The 19,853-nt window shown below is 65.6% G+C and carries 13 protein-coding genes; 10 read left to right on the plus strand and 3 right to left on the minus strand.

Features of this window, described 5'->3' with window-relative positions:
• The first annotated feature begins 71 nt into the window (after positions 1-71).
• Positions 72-953 (plus strand): 4-hydroxy-tetrahydrodipicolinate synthase, encoded by an 882-nt coding sequence (dapA, locus tag QRN25_RS16470; RefSeq protein WP_008831276.1) that lies wholly within the window; start codon positions 72-74, stop codon positions 951-953.
• A 49-nt stretch (positions 954-1,002) separates the two neighbouring features.
• Here dapA and QRN25_RS16475 read toward each other — a convergent pair whose 3' ends face one another.
• A complete protein-coding gene (locus tag QRN25_RS16475; protein WP_285020314.1) occupies positions 1,003-2,955 on the minus strand; it encodes an alpha/beta hydrolase family protein in 1,953 nt (650 codons plus the stop codon).
• 225 nt (positions 2,956-3,180) lie between these two features.
• Between QRN25_RS16475 and smpB the strand changes: the two genes are divergently transcribed.
• The 6 genes from smpB (at position 3,181) to QRN25_RS16505 (ending at position 12,308) form a co-directional block, all read left to right on the plus strand.
• Entirely contained in the window at positions 3,181-3,663 is a 483-nt protein-coding gene (gene smpB / locus QRN25_RS16480) for an SsrA-binding protein SmpB (RefSeq protein WP_008831278.1), read from the plus strand.
• Between the two features lie 6 nt (positions 3,664-3,669).
• Entirely contained in the window at positions 3,670-4,257 is a 588-nt protein-coding gene (locus QRN25_RS16485; RefSeq protein ID WP_008831279.1) for a DUF2062 domain-containing protein, read from the plus strand.
• Positions 4,258-4,270: 13 nt separating this feature from the next.
• Positions 4,271-6,706, plus strand: a complete 2,436-nt coding sequence (locus QRN25_RS16490; RefSeq protein ID WP_285020315.1) for a hybrid sensor histidine kinase/response regulator — start codon at positions 4,271-4,273, stop codon at positions 6,704-6,706.
• Between the two features lie 122 nt (positions 6,707-6,828).
• On the plus strand, positions 6,829-7,899 hold the full coding sequence (gene recA, locus QRN25_RS16495; protein ID WP_008831281.1) for a recombinase RecA: 1,071 nt from the start codon (positions 6,829-6,831) through the stop codon (positions 7,897-7,899).
• 682 nt (positions 7,900-8,581) lie between these two features.
• Positions 8,582-11,230, plus strand: a complete 2,649-nt coding sequence (gene alaS / locus QRN25_RS16500; protein ID WP_285020316.1) for an alanine--tRNA ligase — start codon at positions 8,582-8,584, stop codon at positions 11,228-11,230.
• Between the two features lie 142 nt (positions 11,231-11,372).
• Entirely contained in the window at positions 11,373-12,308 is a 936-nt protein-coding gene (locus tag QRN25_RS16505; protein ID WP_285020317.1) for a glutaminase, read from the plus strand.
• A 107-nt stretch (positions 12,309-12,415) separates the two neighbouring features.
• On the opposite strand, the gene QRN25_RS16510 is transcribed toward QRN25_RS16505, so the two are convergent.
• Positions 12,416-13,354 carry a DMT family transporter gene (locus QRN25_RS16510; protein ID WP_285020318.1) on the minus strand — a complete coding sequence of 313 codons (939 nt, stop codon included), beginning with the start codon at positions 13,352-13,354 and terminating at the stop codon, positions 12,416-12,418.
• Positions 13,355-13,467: 113 nt separating this feature from the next.
• Between QRN25_RS16510 and QRN25_RS16515 the strand changes: the two genes are divergently transcribed.
• A complete protein-coding gene (locus tag QRN25_RS16515) occupies positions 13,468-13,944 on the plus strand; it encodes an Lrp/AsnC family transcriptional regulator (RefSeq protein ID WP_285020320.1) in 477 nt (158 codons plus the stop codon).
• Here QRN25_RS16515 and QRN25_RS16520 read toward each other — a convergent pair.
• Positions 13,941-15,719 (minus strand): cation:proton antiporter domain-containing protein, encoded by a 1,779-nt coding sequence (locus tag QRN25_RS16520; RefSeq protein ID WP_271181186.1) that lies wholly within the window; start codon positions 15,717-15,719, stop codon positions 13,941-13,943. The two genes, QRN25_RS16515 and QRN25_RS16520, sit on opposite strands and share 4 nt — an antisense overlap.
• Positions 15,720-15,819: 100 nt before the next feature.
• On the opposite strand from QRN25_RS16520, the gene QRN25_RS16525 reads away from it, so the two are divergent.
• Positions 15,820-16,614, plus strand: coding sequence for an outer membrane protein assembly factor BamD (locus tag QRN25_RS16525; RefSeq protein WP_271181185.1), 795 nt, complete (start codon positions 15,820-15,822; stop codon positions 16,612-16,614).
• A 447-nt stretch (positions 16,615-17,061) separates the two neighbouring features.
• Entirely contained in the window at positions 17,062-19,599 is a 2,538-nt protein-coding gene (locus QRN25_RS16530; protein WP_285020323.1) for a TonB-dependent receptor, read from the plus strand.
• Positions 19,600-19,853: the final 254 nt, after the last annotated feature.

Raw genomic sequence — 19,853 nt, forward strand, 5'->3', positions numbered from 1 at the left:
AACGTGACGTTCGGCAAGCGGGGTTGTTCCCCGGCTGAGCGATCATTGAGCATCGCTAAGAGGTAAAGTCCATGTTCTCCGGCTCGATTCCCGCGCTTGTCACACCGTTTCGCGACGGGGCGTTCGACGAACAGGCTTTCCGCCGCCTCGTCGACTGGCAGATCGAATCGGGCTCCTCGGCGCTCGTCCCCTGCGGCACCACGGGTGAGAACTCGACGCTGTCCAACGCCGAACACCACCGCGTCATCGAAGTCTGCATCGAGCAGGCGGCGGGCCGCGTGCCGATCATCGCCGGCTGCGGCAGCAACGACACGATGAACGCGCTGCTGCACATGAACTTCTCGAAGAAGTGCGGCGCGGCCGCCGCGCTGCTGGTCGCGCCTTACTACAACCGCCCGAGCCAGGCGGGCCTGCTGGCGCACTTCAGCTATCTTGCCGAGAACAACGATCTGCCGATCGTGCTTTACAACGTGCCCGGCCGCACCGTCACCGACCTGTTGCCCGAGACCGTCTGCGAACTCGCCCGCCGCTTCCCCGGCCGCTTCATCGCCATCAAGGACGCCAGCGGCGACCTCAGCCGCGTGACCGACCACCGCATGGGCATCGGCAAGGACTTCGTGCAGCTTTGCGGCGATGACGAACTGGCCCTGCCGTTCAATGCGGCGGGCGGCGTCGGCTGCATTTCGGTGACCGCCAACGTCGCGCCTGCCTTGTGCGCCGAATTCCAGGCCGCCTGCGCCGCCAACGACCTCGAGAAGGCGCGCGAGTTGAACGACCGCCTCTACCCGCTGCACTACGCCATGTTCGAGGACAGCTCGCCGGGGCCGTGCAAGTACGCGCTGGCGCAAGTCCACGACTGGATCGAGAACGAACTGCGCCTGCCGCTGGTAACGTGCGGCGAAGCGGCGATGAAGTCGGTGGACGAAGCGCTGGTCCACGCCGGACTGGTGTAAGGCTTCCGCGGCGCCCCGGCACAAGTCCGGGGCGCCGCGCCTTTCCGGCTTACTCCGCGGGATTATGCTGCTGCACGAAGCGCATCGCCGCTGCCAGCATCTGCTTGCGGGTTTCCTCGCGCGAGAGCCAGTGGTCCTCGCCTGCCAGCGTGACCAGTTCGTAGGGCTTACCGGCATCCTTCAGCGCATCGGCCATGACCAGGCTCTGGCGATAGGGGACGACCGTATCGTCCTTGCCGTGGATCAGCAGCACAGGCGCATCGGCCCGTGCGGCGAAGCGGCGCGGCGATGCGGCGTCGAAGCCCTTGCGGTCGCCGAGTTGCTCGACCAGTGAACGGCCCAGCATCTTGGATCCCCCGCTTTCGCGAAGATCGGTGTCGTACATCAGCTTGATGTCGGCGACGCCCGCCACCGAGACCGCGCACTTGTAGAGCCCCTGCTGGATCGTCACCCCGGCCAGTGCGGCATAGCCGCCGTAGCTCGCGCCGACGATGCAGGCCCGCTTCGGATCGACGATGCCGCGCCCGGCCAGTTCGGCGAGGCCGTCTGAAATATCGGTCTGCATCTTGCGGCCCCACTCGCCGTCACCGGCATGGCGAAAGGCGTCTCCGCGTCCGGTCGAGCCCCGGAAGTTGGGCTGGAACACGGCATACCCGCGCGAGGCGAAAGCCTGCGCCCACCAGTCGAACGCAGGCTTGTCGTAGGCGGCCGGGCCGCCGTGGGGCAGCACGACGAGCGGCAGGCCCTTGGCCTCGCGTCCCGGTGGCAGCGTGAGGATGCCGTCCATCTCCAGCCCGTCCTGCGCCTTGTAGTCGATGGCCGAGATCGGTCCGACCTGCTCGGGAGCGATGCTTGGCCTTTCGTCGCCGACCGGATCGGCCCGGCGCTGCGCGACGTCGACGAGATACCAGGTGCCGCTGTCCTGGTTGCCGCTGGTGCGCAGCAGGACCTTGGAGAAGCCCGGCGTCCAGTCGATCAGGTCAACCTGCCTGCCCGCGAAGGCTTTGAAGATGCGGGTGATGGCGTGCTGCTGCACAGGATCGTCCATGACCGTGCGCGGCACTTCCTCCATCGTGCGGTAGCCGATGAGGATGCCGGTGGTGCGGTCCACGAAAAGGCGATCGATGGCGATGCCGGGCAGATACTCCTGAGGTGTTCCCCCGGCGAGCGGCACTTCGAACCAGCGCTGGACGCCGTCCTTGTCCTCGATCTGGTAGATCACGCTCGCCCCGCCGCGCCCGAAGGCGACAAGGCTGACGTCGCCGGTCGGGTCGACGCCGCGCACCAGTTCCTTTCCGCGCAGCGTGTCGATCGTCCACAGGCCGCTTTCCTCCGCGATGTCGAGCGTGACCGAGACCGTGCCCAAGGCATCGACGAGCCAGTCGCGATAATGGTTTTCCGAGGCTGGAGGAGCGACCACGCGCGGTTTGTTGGTGGCGATGTCGACGGCGTAGAGCGTCGTGCGCCCGTGCTTCCAACTCGGCTCGCCACGGGTGGTGGTGTCGAGTGCGATGCCGCCGAAGAAACCTACCGTGCGCCCGCCGATGGTGCGCAGGCCATAGCGGCCGCGCGTGGCATTCACGATCGCGCGGTTCTTGCCGAAGACCAGCCCGGTCTCGTTGCCCGCCTTGAGCGGGATCAGCACGGTGCCGTTCATCTCCACCTTGTCGGCGGTGAAGCCGAACAGCGGCACGGTGGCGCTGTTGGTGAGGAGCACGGTGTCGGCATCGGCCCAGTCGATCCGCCGTATCTTGTTGGTGCCGCTGGCGGCGTTGAAGCGAACCTTGCCGTCCCGGGTGACAACCAAGATCCGGCGTTCGCCCTGGGACTGGGCGACGCTGGCGATGGAACCGCCGTCAGGCGAGAGGGCGGCATCCTCCACGCGGGGCAGTTCTCCATAGGCATCGAGCGGTGGCGGTTCGACCGTCGCCGCCGAAGCTGCCGGCAGCACTTGCAGGAAGAGAAGGGCGGTCGGAACGGCCGCCCGCAGGACTGTGCGCATATGAGAAATTCCCCCGAATTTGTACGCGATATTCCCGCAATTCCGGGCGTTTGCAACGCAAGGTTGATCCGGAAGGCGATGACAATCCGTTAACACCGCCGTTCATTCGCGGGCGCGGCTGTCCATCCGGTTCGGCCGCTTCGTGGCGCGTGGAGGATTTCTCGCGCTGAACCGGATCAAAGGGGCGTTTTCTTTTCGCCGTCTTGTCCCTACATGCGGCTGATCATGGCACGCCCTCAAAACTCCGTATTCGACAAGTTCAAGACCGTTGCGGAAAACCGCAAGGCACGGTTCGACTATTATATCGAGGACAAGTTCGAGGCCGGCATCGCGCTCACCGGCACCGAAGTGAAGTCGCTCCGTTTCGGCGAGGGTTCGATCGCTGAATCCTTCGCCGAGATTCGCGGCGGCGAATGCTGGCTGGTCAACGCCAACGTGCCTGAATTCAGCCACGGCAACCGGTTCAACCATACGCCCAAGCGCCCCCGCAAGCTGCTGCTGCACGAGCGGGAAATCTCCCGTCTGCAGGGCGCGGTGGAGCGCAAGGGCATGACGCTCGTGCCGCTGTCGATCTACTTCAACAGCCGGGGCCGCGCGAAAGTCGAACTGGCGCTCGCCAAGGGCAAGAACGCCGCCGACAAGCGCCAGACGATCAAGGACCGCGACTGGAAGCGCGACCAGGCCCGCATCATGCGCGATCACGGCTGAGCCGGGATGAGCGCAATCCTCCACCGCATGTCCGTGTGGCTGCACCGGCAGATGCCCACTCACGCCCAGCTTGAGGGGAATCGCTTCACCGCGCCTTTCGCAAGGCGGCAGGAACTGTTCCGCTTCACCCGCCGCTCGGTCCCGCGCGGCATGGCGGTGGGCATGTTCATCGGCATCTTCGCGCTGATTCCGGGCGTACAGATCGTCGGCGCGGCGCTGATGTGCGTGCCGTTTCGCGGCAACATCCCGCTCGCGGCGGCGGTGACCTTCATCTCCAATCCGTTCACGACGCTGCTGATCATCCTCCCGCTCGCGGTCTCGATCGGCAACAGCTTCGGCTATCACGCCGACATCGCCACGGTGAACGCGATGGTGCGCGAAGGCGCGGGTTTCCAGCAGTGGTGGCACTGGCTGCTTTCCGATACCGCGCCCGCCGTGGTGATCGGCCTGTTCATCCAGTCGGTCATCGCCGCTTTCGTCAGCTATTTCCTGACCTTGTGGTTCTGGCGCTGGTGGATCGGCCACAAGCACCGCGCTCGCCGCCTGCGGCCGAAACGGGATCGCATCGAAACCCCCACGGAAACCCCCGCATGAATGAAGTCTCTGCATGAACTCTGGCATACAGCGCTCCGGACTGCGCACTGACGTCCTCGTCGTCGTCGGAGCCCTGCTTCTGAGCGCCGTGCTGATCTGGATCGTCTCGGGCGACGTGCTGCTGATGGCGACGTTCCTTGCCGCGATCCTCGTGTTCGGTGCAGGCGCATGGGCGCTTGCCCGCCGCCGCGCGCCGGCCGCCGAGGTCGAGTTCGCCCAGCCCGACTGGTCCGTCACCGTCGCCGGGATCGAGCGCGCCGACATGGCGATCGCCGTCACCGACCGTGCCGGGCGCCTGACTTGCGCCAATTCCTGTTTCGAGAACTGGTTCGGCCCCGCTGCCGCGCCGCCCAGCCTGCCGGTTCTGCCGATCTCGCTCGAACGCCTCGCCGAAGCCACTCGTCGCGCCTGGCGCGACGGTCACGGCACGGCCGAGATTGCCAACGAGGACGGCGTCCACTGGCGCGCAGACGTGCGCCGCACCGGCCGGGGCGACGACTTCCTCGTCTGGCGCATCGGCGCCATCGGCTCCAGCGACCCGGTCGGCGAACTCGTCGCGCAGCTTGATGGCAAGCTGGGACGCGGCCTTTCCAAGGCAGGCATCGCCGCCGCGCTGGTCGATCCCGACGGCACCATCCGCGCCGCGAGCGCCGGTTTCGCCCTGCGCGCCACCGGTGATGCCCATGCCGACATGACCGGCGCCGACTTCGTCGCGCTGCTCGGCCAGGAGGAGGGCGAGCGGATCGGCTGGGCGCGCGATGGCGGGCGCGGCGGCGCGCTGGTGCTTTATCACGTCCCCGTCACCGACCCCGACCGTACCGACGAGGCCGATCCCAACACGACCCCGTCGCTGATGCTCGTGGTCGAGGCCTCGCAAGGCATCGGCACCGGAGGCGGCGGCACCGGATCCGCGCCGCATCTGGAGGCGCTGCTCAGTCAGCTCCCGCTCGGCCTCGCCATGGCCGACCGCGACGGACGCCTCCTCTTCGCCAACCCCGCCTTCATGCGCGCGGCCGGCCACGAAGGGCAGGAGCCGCCGACCTACCCGACCGACCTCGTCGTCAAGGATGACAAGCGCGCGCTGTCCGAAGCGATCCGTCGCTTCGCGCAAGGCCCGGCGGCGGCGGGAGACCTCGCAATCCGTCTGACCAGTCAGCCGGATGATCCCGTCTCGCTCAGCCTCGCGGGCGTGCGCGGCCTTGGCGATGCCGCCGTGTTGCTCGGGCTTACCGATACCTCTGAGGAAATGCGCCTCAAGCGTCAGGTCGCACAGGCCACCAAGATGCAGGCGGTGGGCCAGCTTGCGGGCGGCGTTGCGCACGATTTCAACAACGTGCTCACCGCCATTCTCGGCACCTGCGACCTCATGCTGATGCGCCATACGCCGGGCGATTCGGACTATGACGACATCCAGCAGATCCGCGCCAACTCCAACCGCGCCGCCTCGCTGACCCGCCAGTTGCTCGCCTTCTCGCGCCAGCAGACCCTGCGGCCCGAGGTAATCCAGGTGCCCGACGTCGTCGCCGACGTCTCGCAGATGCTGCGCCGCCTGATCGGCGAGAAAATCCAGCTTGCCGTCACTCACGACCGCGATCTCGGCCCCGTCCGCGCCGACCCGACGCAGCTCGAGCAGGTCATCGTCAACTTGTGCGTCAACGCCCGCGACGCCATGCAATCGCGCGGCGACGGTGCGGGCAAGCTGACGCTCGCGACCCGCCGCATCACCACCACCGACGTGCGCGCGATGCGGTCCGAGATCATCCCGGCGGGCGAGTACACCGCGCTCATCGTCGAGGATACCGGCGGCGGCATCCCGCCCGAAATCCTCGGCAAGATCTTCGAGCCGTTCTTCACCACCAAGGAGCAGGGCAAGGGCACCGGCCTCGGCCTCTCGACGGTCTACGGCATCGTCAAGCAGTCGGGCGGCTTCATCTTCGCCGAGACCGACGTGGGCCAAAATGGCAAAGGCGGCGGCACGCGCTTCACCGTCTATCTCCCGGTCCACCATGCGACCCCCGGCAGCCTGCCTGAAAAGGCGATCGTCGCCCCCACGCCGCCGCCGACGCAGTGGGCGGGCGGCGGCTCGATCCTGCTGGTCGAGGACGAAGACCCGGTGCGCATCGTCGCCGAACGCGCGCTCACCCGGCAGGGCTACCAGGTCACCTGCGCGCGCGACGGCGAAGAGGGCCTCGAACTGGTGGAGGAGGGCGGCCAGTTCGACCTCGTCGTCTCCGACGTCGTCATGCCCACGCTCGACGGTCCGGCCATGGCGCGCGAGATTCGCCGCTTCGCGCCCGACCTGCCGGTGCTGTTCATGTCGGGCTATGCGGAGGAGCAGCTGCGCAAGCAGATCGGCATCCCCAACGCCTGGTTCATGCCCAAGCCGTTCTCGGTCCAGCAGCTCTCCGAAAAAGTCGGGGAAGTTCTGGCGCAGACCGCCAAGGGCTGATTCCCGCGTTAAAAAACGGAAATCTGCCGAAGTTCCTGTCTTGTTCTAGTGGAACGAAGCGAGTACAGGTCGCTTCGTGACGTTGACCTTTCCGGTCAGCTAGGTAGCAGGAGGTAAGTAATATGGCCGCTCAGCTCAAGCTGATCCAGGAAGGCAAGGAAAAGGACTCCATGGACCGTCAGAAGGCGCTCGAAGCCGCGCTCGCACAGATCGACAAGGCGTTCGGCAAGGGCTCCGCGATGAAGCTGGGCTCGAAGGAGACCATGCAGGTCGAAGCGATCTCCACCGGCTCGCTGGGCCTGGATATCGCACTCGGCGTCGGCGGCCTGCCGCGCGGCCGCGTGATCGAGATCTACGGTCCGGAAAGCTCGGGCAAGACCACGCTCGCGCTGCACTGCATCGCCGAAGCGCAGAAGACCGGCGGCACCGCGGCCTTCATCGACGCCGAACACGCGCTCGACCCGGTCTATGCCAAGAAGCTGGGCGTCAACATCGACGAACTGATCGTCTCGCAGCCCGACACCGGTGAGCAGGCGCTGGAAATCGTCGACACGCTGGTGCGCTCGAACGCGATCGACGTGCTGGTGGTCGACTCGGTCGCCGCCCTCGTCCCCCGCGCCGAAATCGAAGGCGAGATGGGCGACAGCCACGTCGGTCTGCAGGCCCGCCTGATGAGCCAGTCGCTGCGCAAGCTGACCGGTTCGATCAGCCGCTCGCGCTGCATGGTGATCTTCATCAACCAGCTGCGCATGAAGATCGGCGTGATGTACGGCAACCCGGAAACGACCACGGGCGGCAACGCGCTTAAGTTCTACGCCTCGGTCCGCCTCGACATCCGCCGCACCGGCGCGATCAAGGACCGCGACGAAGTCGTCGGCAACGCCACCCGCGTCAAGATCGTCAAGAACAAGGTCGCCCCGCCGTTCAAGCAGGTCGAATTCGACATCATGTACGGCGAAGGCGTCTCCAAGATCGGCGAAATCCTCGACCTCGGCGTCAAGGCCGGCCTCGTCGAGAAGTCGGGCGCATGGTTCAGCTACGATTCGATCCGCATCGGGCAGGGGCGTGAAAACGCCAAGACTTACCTCAAGACCAACCCCGAAGTCTGCGATCGTCTCGAGAAGGCGATCCGCACCAAGACCGACGGTCTGGCGGAGGAAATGATGGTCGGACCTTCCGAGGACGACGCCTGATCCGACAAGGAACCCCGGCAGGAATGTCGGGGTTTTTTGTTTCGGGAAGAGATTGAAGTATGAATGCGAGGGTTAACACCCTCGCGCTCCCGGGACTGTCGGCCTTGTGCCTTGCAGCGGCATTGGGCTGTCGGGCAAAGTCCTCGTCATTGCGAGCGCAGCGAAGCAATCCAGGGCGGCGTAGTGCTGCCCTGGATTGCTTCGCTGCGCTCGCAATGACGGACGATGGAAGAAATCAGATGTGAGCCAAGGCCAGGATGGTACCGGCTACTGTCACGGCGGCGCCGATGCTCAGTTGGATGGGATTGGTCAGGCGCCGCAAGGGCAGGGCGAGGGATTGTTCGATCTTGGACATCCTCTGAATATACGACTGAAGCGCTTGCAGTGCTCACGCAGAGAATCGTTCACAGTCATGCGCTTTCCGCGGCGAAGCTGTCTTCCATGTCGAAATAGCCCGCGGCACCGTGATCCACGAAGGCAATGCGTACCCAAGACTGCCGCACGCGCGGCGACGACAGGTAACGGGGGGCAGGGAGGCTATGCTCCCCTGCTTTGTCTTCTCTTCTTCCGTAACCCGCCCGCCACTATGGTGCAAAAACCGGCGTATCATCGCAATTCCCGACCAGTCTGACCGCAGACTCCCGCTTGCCGCCGCGCGCGGTGTCCATTATCGGCGCAAATCATGCAGACTACGAACGACATCCGCCGGTCCTTCCTCGACTACTTCGCCAGCAATGGTCATGAGGCCGTGCAGTCCGCGCCGCTCGTTCCCTACAACGATCCGACGCTGATGTTCGTCAATGCGGGCATGGTGCCGTTCAAGAACGTGTTCACCGGCCTCGAAACCCGCGCCACGCCGCGCGCCACTTCGTCGCAGAAGTGCGTGCGCGCGGGCGGCAAGCACAACGATCTCGACAACGTCGGCTACACCGCGCGGCACCACACGTTCTTCGAGATGCTCGGCAATTTCTCGTTCGGCGATTACTTCAAGGAGCAGGCGATCACCCATGCGTGGACGCTGCTGACGAAGGAGTGGGGCCTGCCGGTCGAGAAGCTGCTGGTCACCGTCTATCACACGGACGACGAGGCGTTCGACTTGTGGAAGAAGATCGCCGGTCTGCCCGAGCAGAAGATCATCCGCATCCCGACGAAAGACAACTTCTGGGCGATGGGCGACGAAGGCCCGTGCGGTCCGTGCTCGGAAATCTTCTTCGACCATGGCGACCACATCTGGGGCGGCCCTCCGGGATCGCCGGAAGAGGACGGCGACCGCTTCATCGAGATCTGGAATCTCGTGTTCATGCAGTTCGAGCAGTCTGCGGGCGAGATCGTCGGCAACCTGCCCAAGCCCTCGATCGACACCGGCATGGGGCTGGAGCGTATCTCCGCCGTCATGCAGGGCGTGCACGACAACTACGACATCGACACCTTCAAGGCGCTGATCGCCGCGTCGGAAAGCCTGACCGGCGTTGCCGCCGAGGGTGACAGCCGCGCCAGCCACCGCGTGATCGCCGATCACCTGCGCTCGACCAGCTTCCTGCTGGCCGATGGCGTGCTGCCTTCGAACGAGGGCCGCGGCTACGTCCTGCGCCGCATCATGCGCCGCGCTATGCGCCATGCGCACCTGCTGGGCGCGCGCGATCCGCTGATGCACCGTCTGGTGCCTGCGCTGGTCGCCGAGATGGGGCAGGCCTATCCCGAACTCGGCCGGGCTCAGCCGCTGATCGAAGAGACGCTGGAGCGCGAGGAAGTACAGTTCCGCCGCACCCTGTCGAACGGCATCAAGCTGCTCGACGAGGCGACCGCAGGCATGGGCGAGGGCGGCGAACTTCCGGGCGAAACCGCGTTCAAGCTCTACGACACTTTCGGCTTCCCCTATGACCTGACCGAAGACGCCCTGCGTTCGCGCGGCATCGCGGTCGACAAGGCGGGCTTCGACGCCGCCATGGCGCAGCAGAAGGCCGCCGCGCGCGCCGCGTGGAAGGGTTCGGGCCAGGCTGCTGACAGCGAAGTGTGGTTCGACATCGCCGAGCGCGAAGGCGCCAGCGAATTCACCGGCTACACCTCGACTACCGGCGAAGGCCAGGTCGTGGCGCTGGTGAAGGACGGCAAGGAAGTTCAGTCGGCGAGCGCGGGCGACGCGGTCGTCGTGCTCACCAACCAGACCCCGTTCTACGGCGAATCGGGTGGTCAGGAAGGCGATCGCGGCTCGATCTCCGGCGCGAACGGCCTCAAGATCACCGTGACCGACACCGCCAAGCCGCTCGGCCGCCTGCACGCGATGAGCGGCACGGTCGAAGCGGGCCCGATCAAGGTGGGCGATGCCGTCGCCATGGCGGTCGATGTCGAGCGCCGCGATGCCGTGCGCGCTAACCACTCGGCCACACACCTGCTGCATGCGGCGCTGCGCGGCCGTCTGGGCGATCACGTCACGCAGAAGGGCTCGCTGGTTGCCGCGGACCGTCTGCGCTTCGACTTCTCGCACCCCAAGGCGCTGACCGAAGAGGACATCGCCGCGATTGAGGCCGAGGTGAATGCCGAAGTCCGCGCCAACGAGCAGGTGCTCACCCGCCTGATGACGCCGGACGATGCCATCGAGGCGGGCGCCATGGCGCTGTTCGGCGAGAAGTACGGCGACGAAGTCCGCGTACTCTCGATGGGCCGCCATTCCGGCGACCGGACGTATTCGGTCGAGCTTTGCGGCGGCACCCACGTGCGCGCCACCGGCGACATCGGTGTGTTCCGCATCGTGTCGGAAAGCGCGGTGTCCTCGGGTGTGCGCCGTATCGAGGCGATGACCGGCGAGGGCGCGCGCCAGTGGCTGGTCGGCCGCGAGGATGCGCTGAAGAACGCCGCCAGCCTGCTGCGCACGACGCCGGAGGACGTGGAAGCCCGCGTCGCCGCGCTGCTCGACGAACGCCGCAAGCTGGAGCGCGAACTGGCCGAGGCGAAGAAGGCGCTTGCCCTCGGCGGTGGCGGCGCGAAGGCCGAGGCGGCTGACGAGGACGTAGGCGGCGTGAAGTTCTCCGGGCAGGTGCTCGAAGGTCTCGATCCCAAGGAATTGCGCGGGCTGCTCGATCAGGCCAAGCAGCGCCTGGGTTCGGGCGTGGCGGCGATCGTCGCGGTGAACGAGGGCAAGGCGAGCATCGCCGCTGCCGTGACCGAAGACCTCACCGGCACCGTCAGCGCCGTGGAACTCGTGCGCAAGGGCGTCGAGGCGCTCGGCGGCAAGGGCGGCGGCGGCCGCGCCGACATGGCGCAGGGCGGCGGGCCCGACGGTGACAAGGCGGCGGACGCCATCGCGGCGGTGAAGGCGGCGCTGGCGAGGTAACCGCTGGCTGCGAATGAGGCGTCGTCCCGGACTTGATCCGGGACCGGTGGCTGTCTTTAGGTGAGAGGCGGCCGCGCGCGGTGCGAGGTGGGTCGTTCACGGCCAGCGGTCCCGGATCAAGTCCGGGACGACGGGAGTTGTAATGGCGTCCGACCTTGCTGAAATCGTCGCCGATATCGCCGAGGAAATGCGCGGCATTGCCGAGCGCGGCACCGTCGCCTCCTATATTCCGCCGCTCGCGTCGGTTCCGGCCGACAAGTTCGGCATCGCCGTGGTCATGGCCGACGGCACGGTTCACGCCGCAGGCGATGCGGACGAGGCGTTCTCGATCCAGTCGATCTCCAAGGTCTTCGCGCTGACGCTGGCGCTGGGCGCGGTGGGGGACCAGTTGTGGAACCGGGTGGGGCGTGAGCCTTCGGGGTCGGCGTTCAACTCCATCGTGCAGCTGGAAACCGAGCACGGGATCCCGCGCAATCCCTTCATCAACGCCGGGGCTATCGTGGTGTGCGATGTGCTCCTTGGCCGGTTGCAGCCGCGCGAGGCGATCGGGCAGATGCTGCGTTTCGTGCGCGAACTGGCGGGCGACGACGATACGATCCACATAGACGAGACGGTCGCCCGCGCCGAGCAGGAGACCGGCTTTCGCAACATGGCGCTGGCCAATTACATGCGCGCCTTCGGGAACATCCATGGCGACGTGGAACTGGTGCTGGGCACCTATTTCCACTTCTGCGCGCTGGCGATGAGCTGTCGGCAGCTGGCAATGGCGGGACGCTTCCTGATGGGGGACGGGCGTGTGGAGGGGCACCGGGTGGTCACTGCCCGGCGGGCGCGGCGCATCAATGCGCTGATGATGTCCTGCGGGCACTACGACAATTCGGGCGACTTCGCCTATCGCATCGGCCTGCCGGGCAAGTCGGGGGTCGGGGGTGGCATCTTGTCGGTGGCTCCGGGGATCGCCAGCATTGCGGTGTGGTCGCCGGGGCTGAACGAAGCGGGCAACTCGCACCTCGGACAACTGGCGCTGGAACAGCTTGTCCACCGCACGGGATGGTCGGTGTTCGAGCCGAGGGGATAGGTCCTTGAGGTGGGGTTTTTCCACCAAACGTCATTGCGAGCGCAGCGAAGCAATCAAGAGCGGTGTAATGCTGCCCTGGATTGCTTCGCTGTGCTCGCAATGACGAATCAGGGGCGGCGATGCGCCGAAAGGCAGGTAACCACGCTCGCCACTACCAGCGCGAAGGCGGCCAGTTCCATCGGCTTCGGCAGGCGACCTTCCCATGCGAAGCCGTAGATCAGCGCGAACAGCGTTTCGAACAGGATCATCTGGCCGACGAGTGTGAGTGGCAGCAGGCGGCTCATCCGGTTCCAAAGCGCATTGCCGAGAATCGAGGCTAGGAGCGCGACGGCGACGCAGACGGCCGCGAAAGTCAGCCATTCGGGGGCCGGGCGGCGCCAGTCCTCCAGCACGAGCGAGACGGGGAGGAGGACCAGGGCCTGCGCTCCGGTGACGAGGCCGGTCAGCAGGTTCCACTCATGGACCGAGACTTTGGTGCGCACGAGGCAGCGGGCATTGCCGATCGCGAACGTGGTCCACGAGGCGAGGGCGCCGATGGCGCAGGCGAGGCCGGTCAGTTGCGCGGTCGTCGATCCGGAGGCGGGCGAGGCCAGCGACTGCCAGCCGATGCAGACCGCTCCTCCGGCGCAGAGCAGCAGCGAGGGCGCGAGGCGGCGCAGCGGTACGGCACCATGGTCGCGGCTGCCCACGATGGTCACCGCTACGGGCAGGAAGCCGATCACCAGCGAGGTCATCGCGACCCCGCCCGATTGCACGGCGCTGGCGAGGAACACGAAGTAGGCGGTGTTGCCGAGCAGGGCGAGCCAGGCAAGGCTCCACCACTCGCGGCGGGTCAGCGCGGCGAGGACCTGGCGGCGGCGCGGCGCGATCAGCAATGCCGACGCGGCTCCGTAGCACAAGTAGCGGCCGATGCTCAGCTGGAGGGGGGAGAAGCTGCTTGCCAGTTCGGGCGCTAGGAACACGAGGCCCCACAAGGCCCCCGCGCCGATGCCGCAGAGCACGCCGGTCAGGCGGTTGTCAGTGGGGATTGCCGTGCCTGTGGTCATCGTGTGGTAGCTTTATGTGCCGCTGAGTGCCGTTATGTGCCGTGAGCAAATATCACTTGGACAGCGGGTTGTGCGCTCTTGATTTGGCCACGAAACGCAACAAAAACTCGCATATGCCCAAGAAGACCGCCCCGCTCGACGCCTTCGACCGTGAAATCCTGCGAATCCTGCAGCGTGACAACAAGACGCCGCAGCGCGCGATCGGGGAAGCGGTGAACCTCTCGGCGGCGGCGGTGCAGCGGCGAATCGCGGCGATGGAGCAGTCGGGCACGATCGCCGCCAACGTCGCGCTGGTCGATCCGGCGGCACTCTCGCTGACGGTCACCGCGATCGTCGAGGTGTTCCTGCGCGACGAGCGCACCGCCAGTATCGATCGCGCCAAGGCGCTGTTCCGCGAGACGTCCGAAGTGCAGCAATGCTACTACACGACCGGCGGCACCAGCTTCGTTCTGGTGATCGTCACTACGGACATGAGCGCCTATGAAGTGTTGACGCGGCGGCTGTTTTCCGACCACGAATGGGTGGCTAGCTTCCGCACGCTGATCGCCCTCGACCGGGTCAAGGGCGGTGCGGACGTGGTTGTTCCCTAAGCTCTTTCCGCCTCACGCAGCTGGCCGGATTTCAGCGAGGGCTTCTCCGAAAGGCCGCCGCGTTCCATGATCATCTCGCGGAATTCGTCGCGCTTTTCGTGGATCGAGGCGATGATCGGTCCCATCGCGACGCCGGTTTCGACGAGCGCGGCCTCGGAAAGCTGCAGCGAACTTTCCAGTGTTTCGGGCACGGCATAGCTGGCTCCGGCGCGGTAGAGCTGGGCGGCATGGTCGGCGTCGCGGGCGCGGGCGAGAATCGGCAGGTCGGGGAACTGCTGGCGTAGTTTGCGCACGATGCGCTGGGCGGTGACAGGCTCGTCCATGGTGAGGATCACCGCCGCCGCCTCCGCCGCGCCGAGCCGCACCAAGGCGTCGCCGCGACCCGCGTTACCGAAGGCGACGGTGTAGCCGAGGCGCCGGCCGTGGGTCACGAGGTCGGCGTCGCTGTCGATCGCGAGATAGGGCCGCCCGTGCCGGGTCAGCATGTCGGCGACGAGGTGGCCGACGCGGCCGAATCCGACGATCAGCGTGCGCGGGCGGGTGGCGTCGTCGGCGGGGCGGTGCGGCGTCTCGGCTCCGTCCACGCGCTTGCCCATGACCTTACCGGCCATTGCCAGGAGCGGTGTCACCGTCAGGCCGAGCGCGGTGACGATCTGCCAGAACTGCGCCGTGCCGGGCTGGATCAACTGGGCGGTGCTGGCCGCGGTCAGCACGATCAGCGTGGTCTCCGAAGGGCTCGACATGAGGATGCCCGCTTCGGTCGCAGTGCCGCGCCGGGCGCCCATCACCCGCAGCATCACGCCGGTCACTACCGATTTGAGCACGATGACCACTACTGTTGCGATCAGGATCGAGGCGAGGTTTTCCCAGACGACGTAGAGGTCGATGCTCATGCCGATGGTGATCAGGAAGACGCCGAGGGCGAGGCCCTTGAACGGTTCGGTGATCTGCTCGACCTCGGAATGGTACTCGGTCTCGGCGATCAACAGCCCGGCGACGAGGGCGCCGACGATGGGGGAAAGCCCGGCGGCGGCGGTCGCCAGCGAGGCGACGATCACCACGAGCAAACTCGCGGCGAGGAACAGTTCGGGGCTCTTGGTGCGGGCGGCCTGCGCGAACAGCGGCGGCAGCAGGTAGCGGCCGAAGATCAGCAGGCCGCCGACCACCACGGTGCCCCACAACAGGGTGTTGAGCAGGTCGCTGACACCGTCCCCGGTGTGCGGGCCGAGCGCGCCGAGCAGGAAGATGATGGGGACGAGCGCGATGTCCTCGAACAGCAGCATCGCCAGTGCGGCCTTGCCGACCGGCGTGGTCGTCTCGGTGATCTTGAGCACCAGTGCAGTGGACGACAGCGCGAGGGCGAGGCCCAGCGCCATGGCGCCGGAAAAGCTCTGGCCGATCGCCGCGAGGATGAAGGTCAGCGAAGCGGCGATGACGATCAGTTCGAGCGAGCCCAGCCCGAAGACCATGCGCCGCATCTCCCACAGGCGGGCGAAGGACAGCTCCAGACCGATCGAGAACAGCAGCAGGATGATGCCGAATTCAGCGAAGATATCCAGCCCGTCCGGGTCGGTGATGGTGATGTAATGCAGCCAGCGATGGTCGAACACATGGCGGCCGAGCCCGAACGGACCGACCAGCAGGCCGACGAGGATGAAGCCGATGACGGGCGTGATGCGGAACCGGTTGAACACCGGGATGACGATGCCTGCCGCGCCCAGGATCACCAGGGCGTCGGACATCATCGGGGAATAGAGATCGCTGCTGCCTGCCATGCGGGAAGCCTAGAGGTTGTAGCGGCTTGCGACAATTGCGCTGTCCACTCTTGCGCAACTTCACTTGGCGTTCAGCGAAGCGCTGGTTATAGACCCGTCCATGTTCGCACGCTCGTCGCTCAAGACCGCCATCCTCGCCGCCGCTACCGGGGCGATCGTTCTCACTGCCGGTTGCGGGGGACGGGCGAAGAATCGCGATACCGCCTACGTCGCGCGCGACGTCGATACGCTCTATGCCGCCGCGCAGGAACGGCTGGAAACCGGCCGCACCAAGCAGGCCGCCGCGCTGTTCGACGAGGTCGAGCGCCAGCATCCCTATTCGCCCTGGGCGCGCCGCGCGCAGCTGATGAGCGCGTTCAGCTACTATGCAGCGCGTGACTACAACAAGGCTGTCCAGTCGGCGCAGCGCTTCCTGTCGATTCACCCGGGCAACAAGGACGCGCCTTACGCCTACTACCTGATCTCGATCTGCTATTATGAACAGATCAGCGACGTGACCCGCGACCAGAAGACCACGCAGCAGGCCAAGCAGGCGCTGACCGACGTGATGCGCCGTTATCCCGGCACGACTTATGCGCGTGACGCCCAGCTCAAGATCGACCTCGTCAACGATCACCTCGCGGGCAAGGAAATGACCATCGGCCGCTCCTATGAGCGTAGCGGCAAGTGGCTGGCGGCGACGCTGCGCTTCCGCAATGTGGTCGATAACTTCCAGACCACCAGCCACACGCCCGAGGCACTGTACCGCCTTGTCGAGGGCTACCTTTCGATGGGTATCCCCGAAGAAGCGCAGAAGGCAGCAGCCGTTCTGGAGCACAACTACCCGAACAGCGACTGGTACGCCCGTGCCTACAAGCTGATGGAAAAGAGCGCACCGAAGAACGTCGCGGCCTGATATTCCGGCCCTCTTCCGGGCTTGCTCGGGAGAGGAGTACAGCCCCGTACATGGGCCAATCATGCTTTACATTTGTCCTCGAGCGGCCGCGCTTCCCAGCGCGGCCGCTTTTTCTCGTGGGCCACGCCGCGGCGATCCCTCGCTTTGCCGCCGAGCAGTTTCACTTTAGCGCCTGATAGCTGAAGTCTATTGTCCACTAAATAAGTTGAGATTAGAAAAGCTCAACAAGAGGCGAAACGGCCTGGAGGAAAAGTCATATGAGGGCCACGCGGTGCGACCGCAGGCATTCCATGATCCCTTCCGGCCGAACCCGCAAGCGGCGCATTCGACAGCGAAGTGCCGCGCGCAGACCCTCGAGCCATACCTGCCGGCCCTGAAGGGGGAAGGCCGACCAGGTGCACACCGGATCGCCGGTTGCATTCAATTCCCTGACAGAGGATTTGAATAATGACTTCGTTCGTCCGCCGGACATTACTGGCAACCACCGTACTCGCTTCGGCGACGATCGGCTTCTCTGCGGCACATGCCGAAGAAGCCGCGCCTGCTGCCGCAGCCACCGCGTCCGCCGCCGACGAGCAGGACAATCCAACTTCGGTCGGTACCGGTGCGCGTGACCGCGGCGCCGACATCGTCGTCACTGCACGCCGCCGCCAGGAATCGAGCCAGGAAGTGCCGCTCGCGATTTCGGTCGTTGGAGGGGAGCACATCGATTCGACCGGTTCCTTCAACGTCGGCCGCCTGCAGCAGCTGACGCCGACGCTTCAGTATTACTCGTCAAACCCGCGCAACACCGCCGTCAACATCCGTGGTCTGGGCGTTCCGTTCGGCCTGACCAACGACGGCATCGAGCAGGGCGTCGGCATCTACGTCGACGACGTCTACAACTCGCGCGTGGCCTCCGCGACGTTCGACTTCCTCGACGTGGCACAGGTCGAAGTGCTGCGCGGGCCGCAGGGTACGCTCTACGGCAAGAACACCACGGCAGGCGCGATCAACATCACGACCAACCAGCCGACCTTCGACTTCGAGGGCAAGGCCGAGGTCTCGATCGGCAACTACAACTTCAAGCAGGCCAAGGCCGCGATCTCCGGCCCGCTGACCGATAATCTCGCGGCGCGCATCGCCGTCTCCTCGACCAGTCGCAAGGGCACGATCTACAACGTCACCACTGGCGAGCACATCCAGAGCCAGGACAATCTGGGTCTGCGCGGCCAGCTGCTGTGGAAGCCGACCGATACCATCGACGTGACCCTCGCGGGCGACTTCAGCAACCAGGACGCCAACTGCTGCGGCTCGGTCTACGTCCGCACCGGCGCCACCCAGCGAGCCATCAATCGCCAGTTCGCGGCTCTCGCCGCTGCTCAGGGCTATGCGCCGCCGAGCCTGAATGCGTTCGACCGTCTGACCGATCTCGACACCGACCTGCGCGCCAAGAACAAGATCGGCGGCGCTTCGCTGCGCGTGAAGTGGGAACTGGGCGAGGGCACGCTGACCTCGATCACTGCCTGGCGCTTCTGGGACTGGGATCCCTCGAACGACCGCGACTTTACCGGGCTGCCGATCGTCGCGTTGTCGCAGAACCCGTCGCAGCAGGACCAGTACACGCAGGAACTGCGCTACAACTACAGCAGCGACAAGATCGACTTCGTCGTCGGCGCCTTCGGTTTCTACCAGCGCATCGACACGCAGGGCACCGAGGCGCAAGGCGCGGCCGCGAGCCGCTGGAGCATCAATCCGGGCAGCGTCGCCGCCGTCCCGCCGGGCTCCTCGGGCTGCGGTACGAGCGCGGCGAACCAACTCGCCTGCGATCCGACGGTGCTTGACGGCCTAGTCGCCTACAACACGCAGTACCTGAAGAACACCAGCGCCGCACTCTATGGCCAGTTGAGCTGGCACATCACGCCCGAACTGACCCTGCAGCCCGGCGTGCGCCTCAACTACGACAAGAAGGAAGGCTACTACCAGCGCCGCGTGTTCGACGGGCAGGGCAACGAACTTCTGCTCGGCCTGCCCAGCTACACCGCGCGGCAGAGCGCGCAGCTGGCGATCTATACACCGCAGGAAATCTCGCCGACGTTCAGCGACTGGAACTTCAGCTACGACTTCACCGCCAGCTACAAGGTGGCGCAGGACGTGCTGCTCTATGCGACCTATGCGAAGTCGTTCAAGTCGGGCGGCATCAACCAGAACGGCGTTCCGGTGGACGGCAGCAACAACCCGATCCTGGCGACCGCGACGGTCAAGCCGGAATCGGTCCACCATTACGAAGCAGGCATCAAGACTCAGTTCTGGGACCGCAAGGCCACCCTCAACCTCTCGATCTTCCGCACCGACATCACCAACTACCAGGCCAACGTGAACAACGGCCAGTACGGCGTGCTGCGCGGCTATCTCGCCAACGCAGGCGCGGTTCGTTCGCAGGGTGTCGAGGCGGACTTCTCAGTCCGTCCGAGCGAACGGTTCAACGCCTATGTCAACGGCGCCTACACCGACGCGACCTATCGCAAGTTCACCGACGCGCCGTGCCCGCCGGAGCTTTCCGGCGGCACCACCGTCACATCGACCACGACGGTCAGTCCCGCAGGTACACCGGGCGGCATCAGCCCCGAAAACTGCGACATCTCTGGCCAGCGCCTGCCGGGCGTCTCGAAGTTCTCGTTCTCGTTCGGTGCCGAGGTCAACGCCCCGGCCAAGCTGCTCGGCAAGGAGGGTGAGGTTTACTTCGGCTATGACGGTTCGGTGCGTTCGAACTTCTCGTCGAATCCGTCGCCCTCGGCCTACACGTGGATCGACGGTTACAGCCTGCACAACTTCCGCGCTGGTTTCCGCACTGAAAGCGGGTTCGACGTCTACGGCTGGGTGCGCAACGCCTTCGACGAGAACTATTTCGAGCAGCTGATGGTCGGCCCCGGCAATACCGGCCTGATCGCCGGCCTTCCGGGTGACCCGCGGACCTGGGGCTTCACCATCAAGTCCGCCTTCTGAAACCCGCCTGAAGCTTGTGCCCCCGCAGCGTCATCCGCGCTGCGGGGGTAAATTTATTGCGGCAAGCCGGGAACTTTTTCCGACGGGCTGATCTGAAAAATCGCTTAAATCGTTTGCACTGTGAACCTTAAGTAATTTCTCTTTGATGGAAATCGTCCTTATGGTGGTTTTTACCAATTAAGGTGAGCCTACATAAAGGGAATCCGGACAAAAGCCGGAGACTGCCGACAGGCTGGGACAGGTCGCAAGAGCAA

The sequence above is a fragment of the Novosphingobium sp. fls2-241-R2A-195 genome (assembly GCF_030209485.1).
Taxonomy (GTDB): domain Bacteria; phylum Pseudomonadota; class Alphaproteobacteria; order Sphingomonadales; family Sphingomonadaceae; genus Novosphingobium; species Novosphingobium resinovorum.

Bases quoted from the DNA above. Each gene is read 5' to 3' on its own strand.
- QRN25_RS16530 (WP_285020323.1), top strand. From the start codon at position 17,062: ATGACTTCGTTCGTCCGCCGGACATTACTGGCAACCACCGTACTCGCT.
- QRN25_RS16525 (WP_271181185.1), top strand. From the start codon at position 15,820: ATGTTCGCACGCTCGTCGCTCAAGACCGCCATCCTCGCCGCCGCTACC.
- recA (WP_008831281.1), top strand. From the start codon at position 6,829: ATGGCCGCTCAGCTCAAGCTGATCCAGGAAGGCAAGGAAAAGGACTCC.
- alaS (WP_285020316.1), top strand. From the start codon at position 8,582: ATGCAGACTACGAACGACATCCGCCGGTCCTTCCTCGACTACTTCGCC.
- QRN25_RS16510 (WP_285020318.1), bottom strand. From the start codon at position 13,354: ATGACCACAGGCACGGCAATCCCCACTGACAACCGCCTGACCGGCGTG.
- QRN25_RS16490 (WP_285020315.1), top strand. From the start codon at position 4,271: ATGAACTCTGGCATACAGCGCTCCGGACTGCGCACTGACGTCCTCGTC.
- QRN25_RS16520 (WP_271181186.1), bottom strand. From the start codon at position 15,719: ATGGCAGGCAGCAGCGATCTCTATTCCCCGATGATGTCCGACGCCCTG.
- smpB (WP_008831278.1), top strand. From the start codon at position 3,181: ATGGCACGCCCTCAAAACTCCGTATTCGACAAGTTCAAGACCGTTGCG.
- QRN25_RS16475 (WP_285020314.1), bottom strand. From the start codon at position 2,955: ATGCGCACAGTCCTGCGGGCGGCCGTTCCGACCGCCCTTCTCTTCCTG.
- dapA (WP_008831276.1), top strand. From the start codon at position 72: ATGTTCTCCGGCTCGATTCCCGCGCTTGTCACACCGTTTCGCGACGGG.
- QRN25_RS16515 (WP_285020320.1), top strand. From the start codon at position 13,468: ATGCCCAAGAAGACCGCCCCGCTCGACGCCTTCGACCGTGAAATCCTG.
- QRN25_RS16505 (WP_285020317.1), top strand. From the start codon at position 11,373: ATGGCGTCCGACCTTGCTGAAATCGTCGCCGATATCGCCGAGGAAATG.
- QRN25_RS16485 (WP_008831279.1), top strand. From the start codon at position 3,670: ATGAGCGCAATCCTCCACCGCATGTCCGTGTGGCTGCACCGGCAGATG.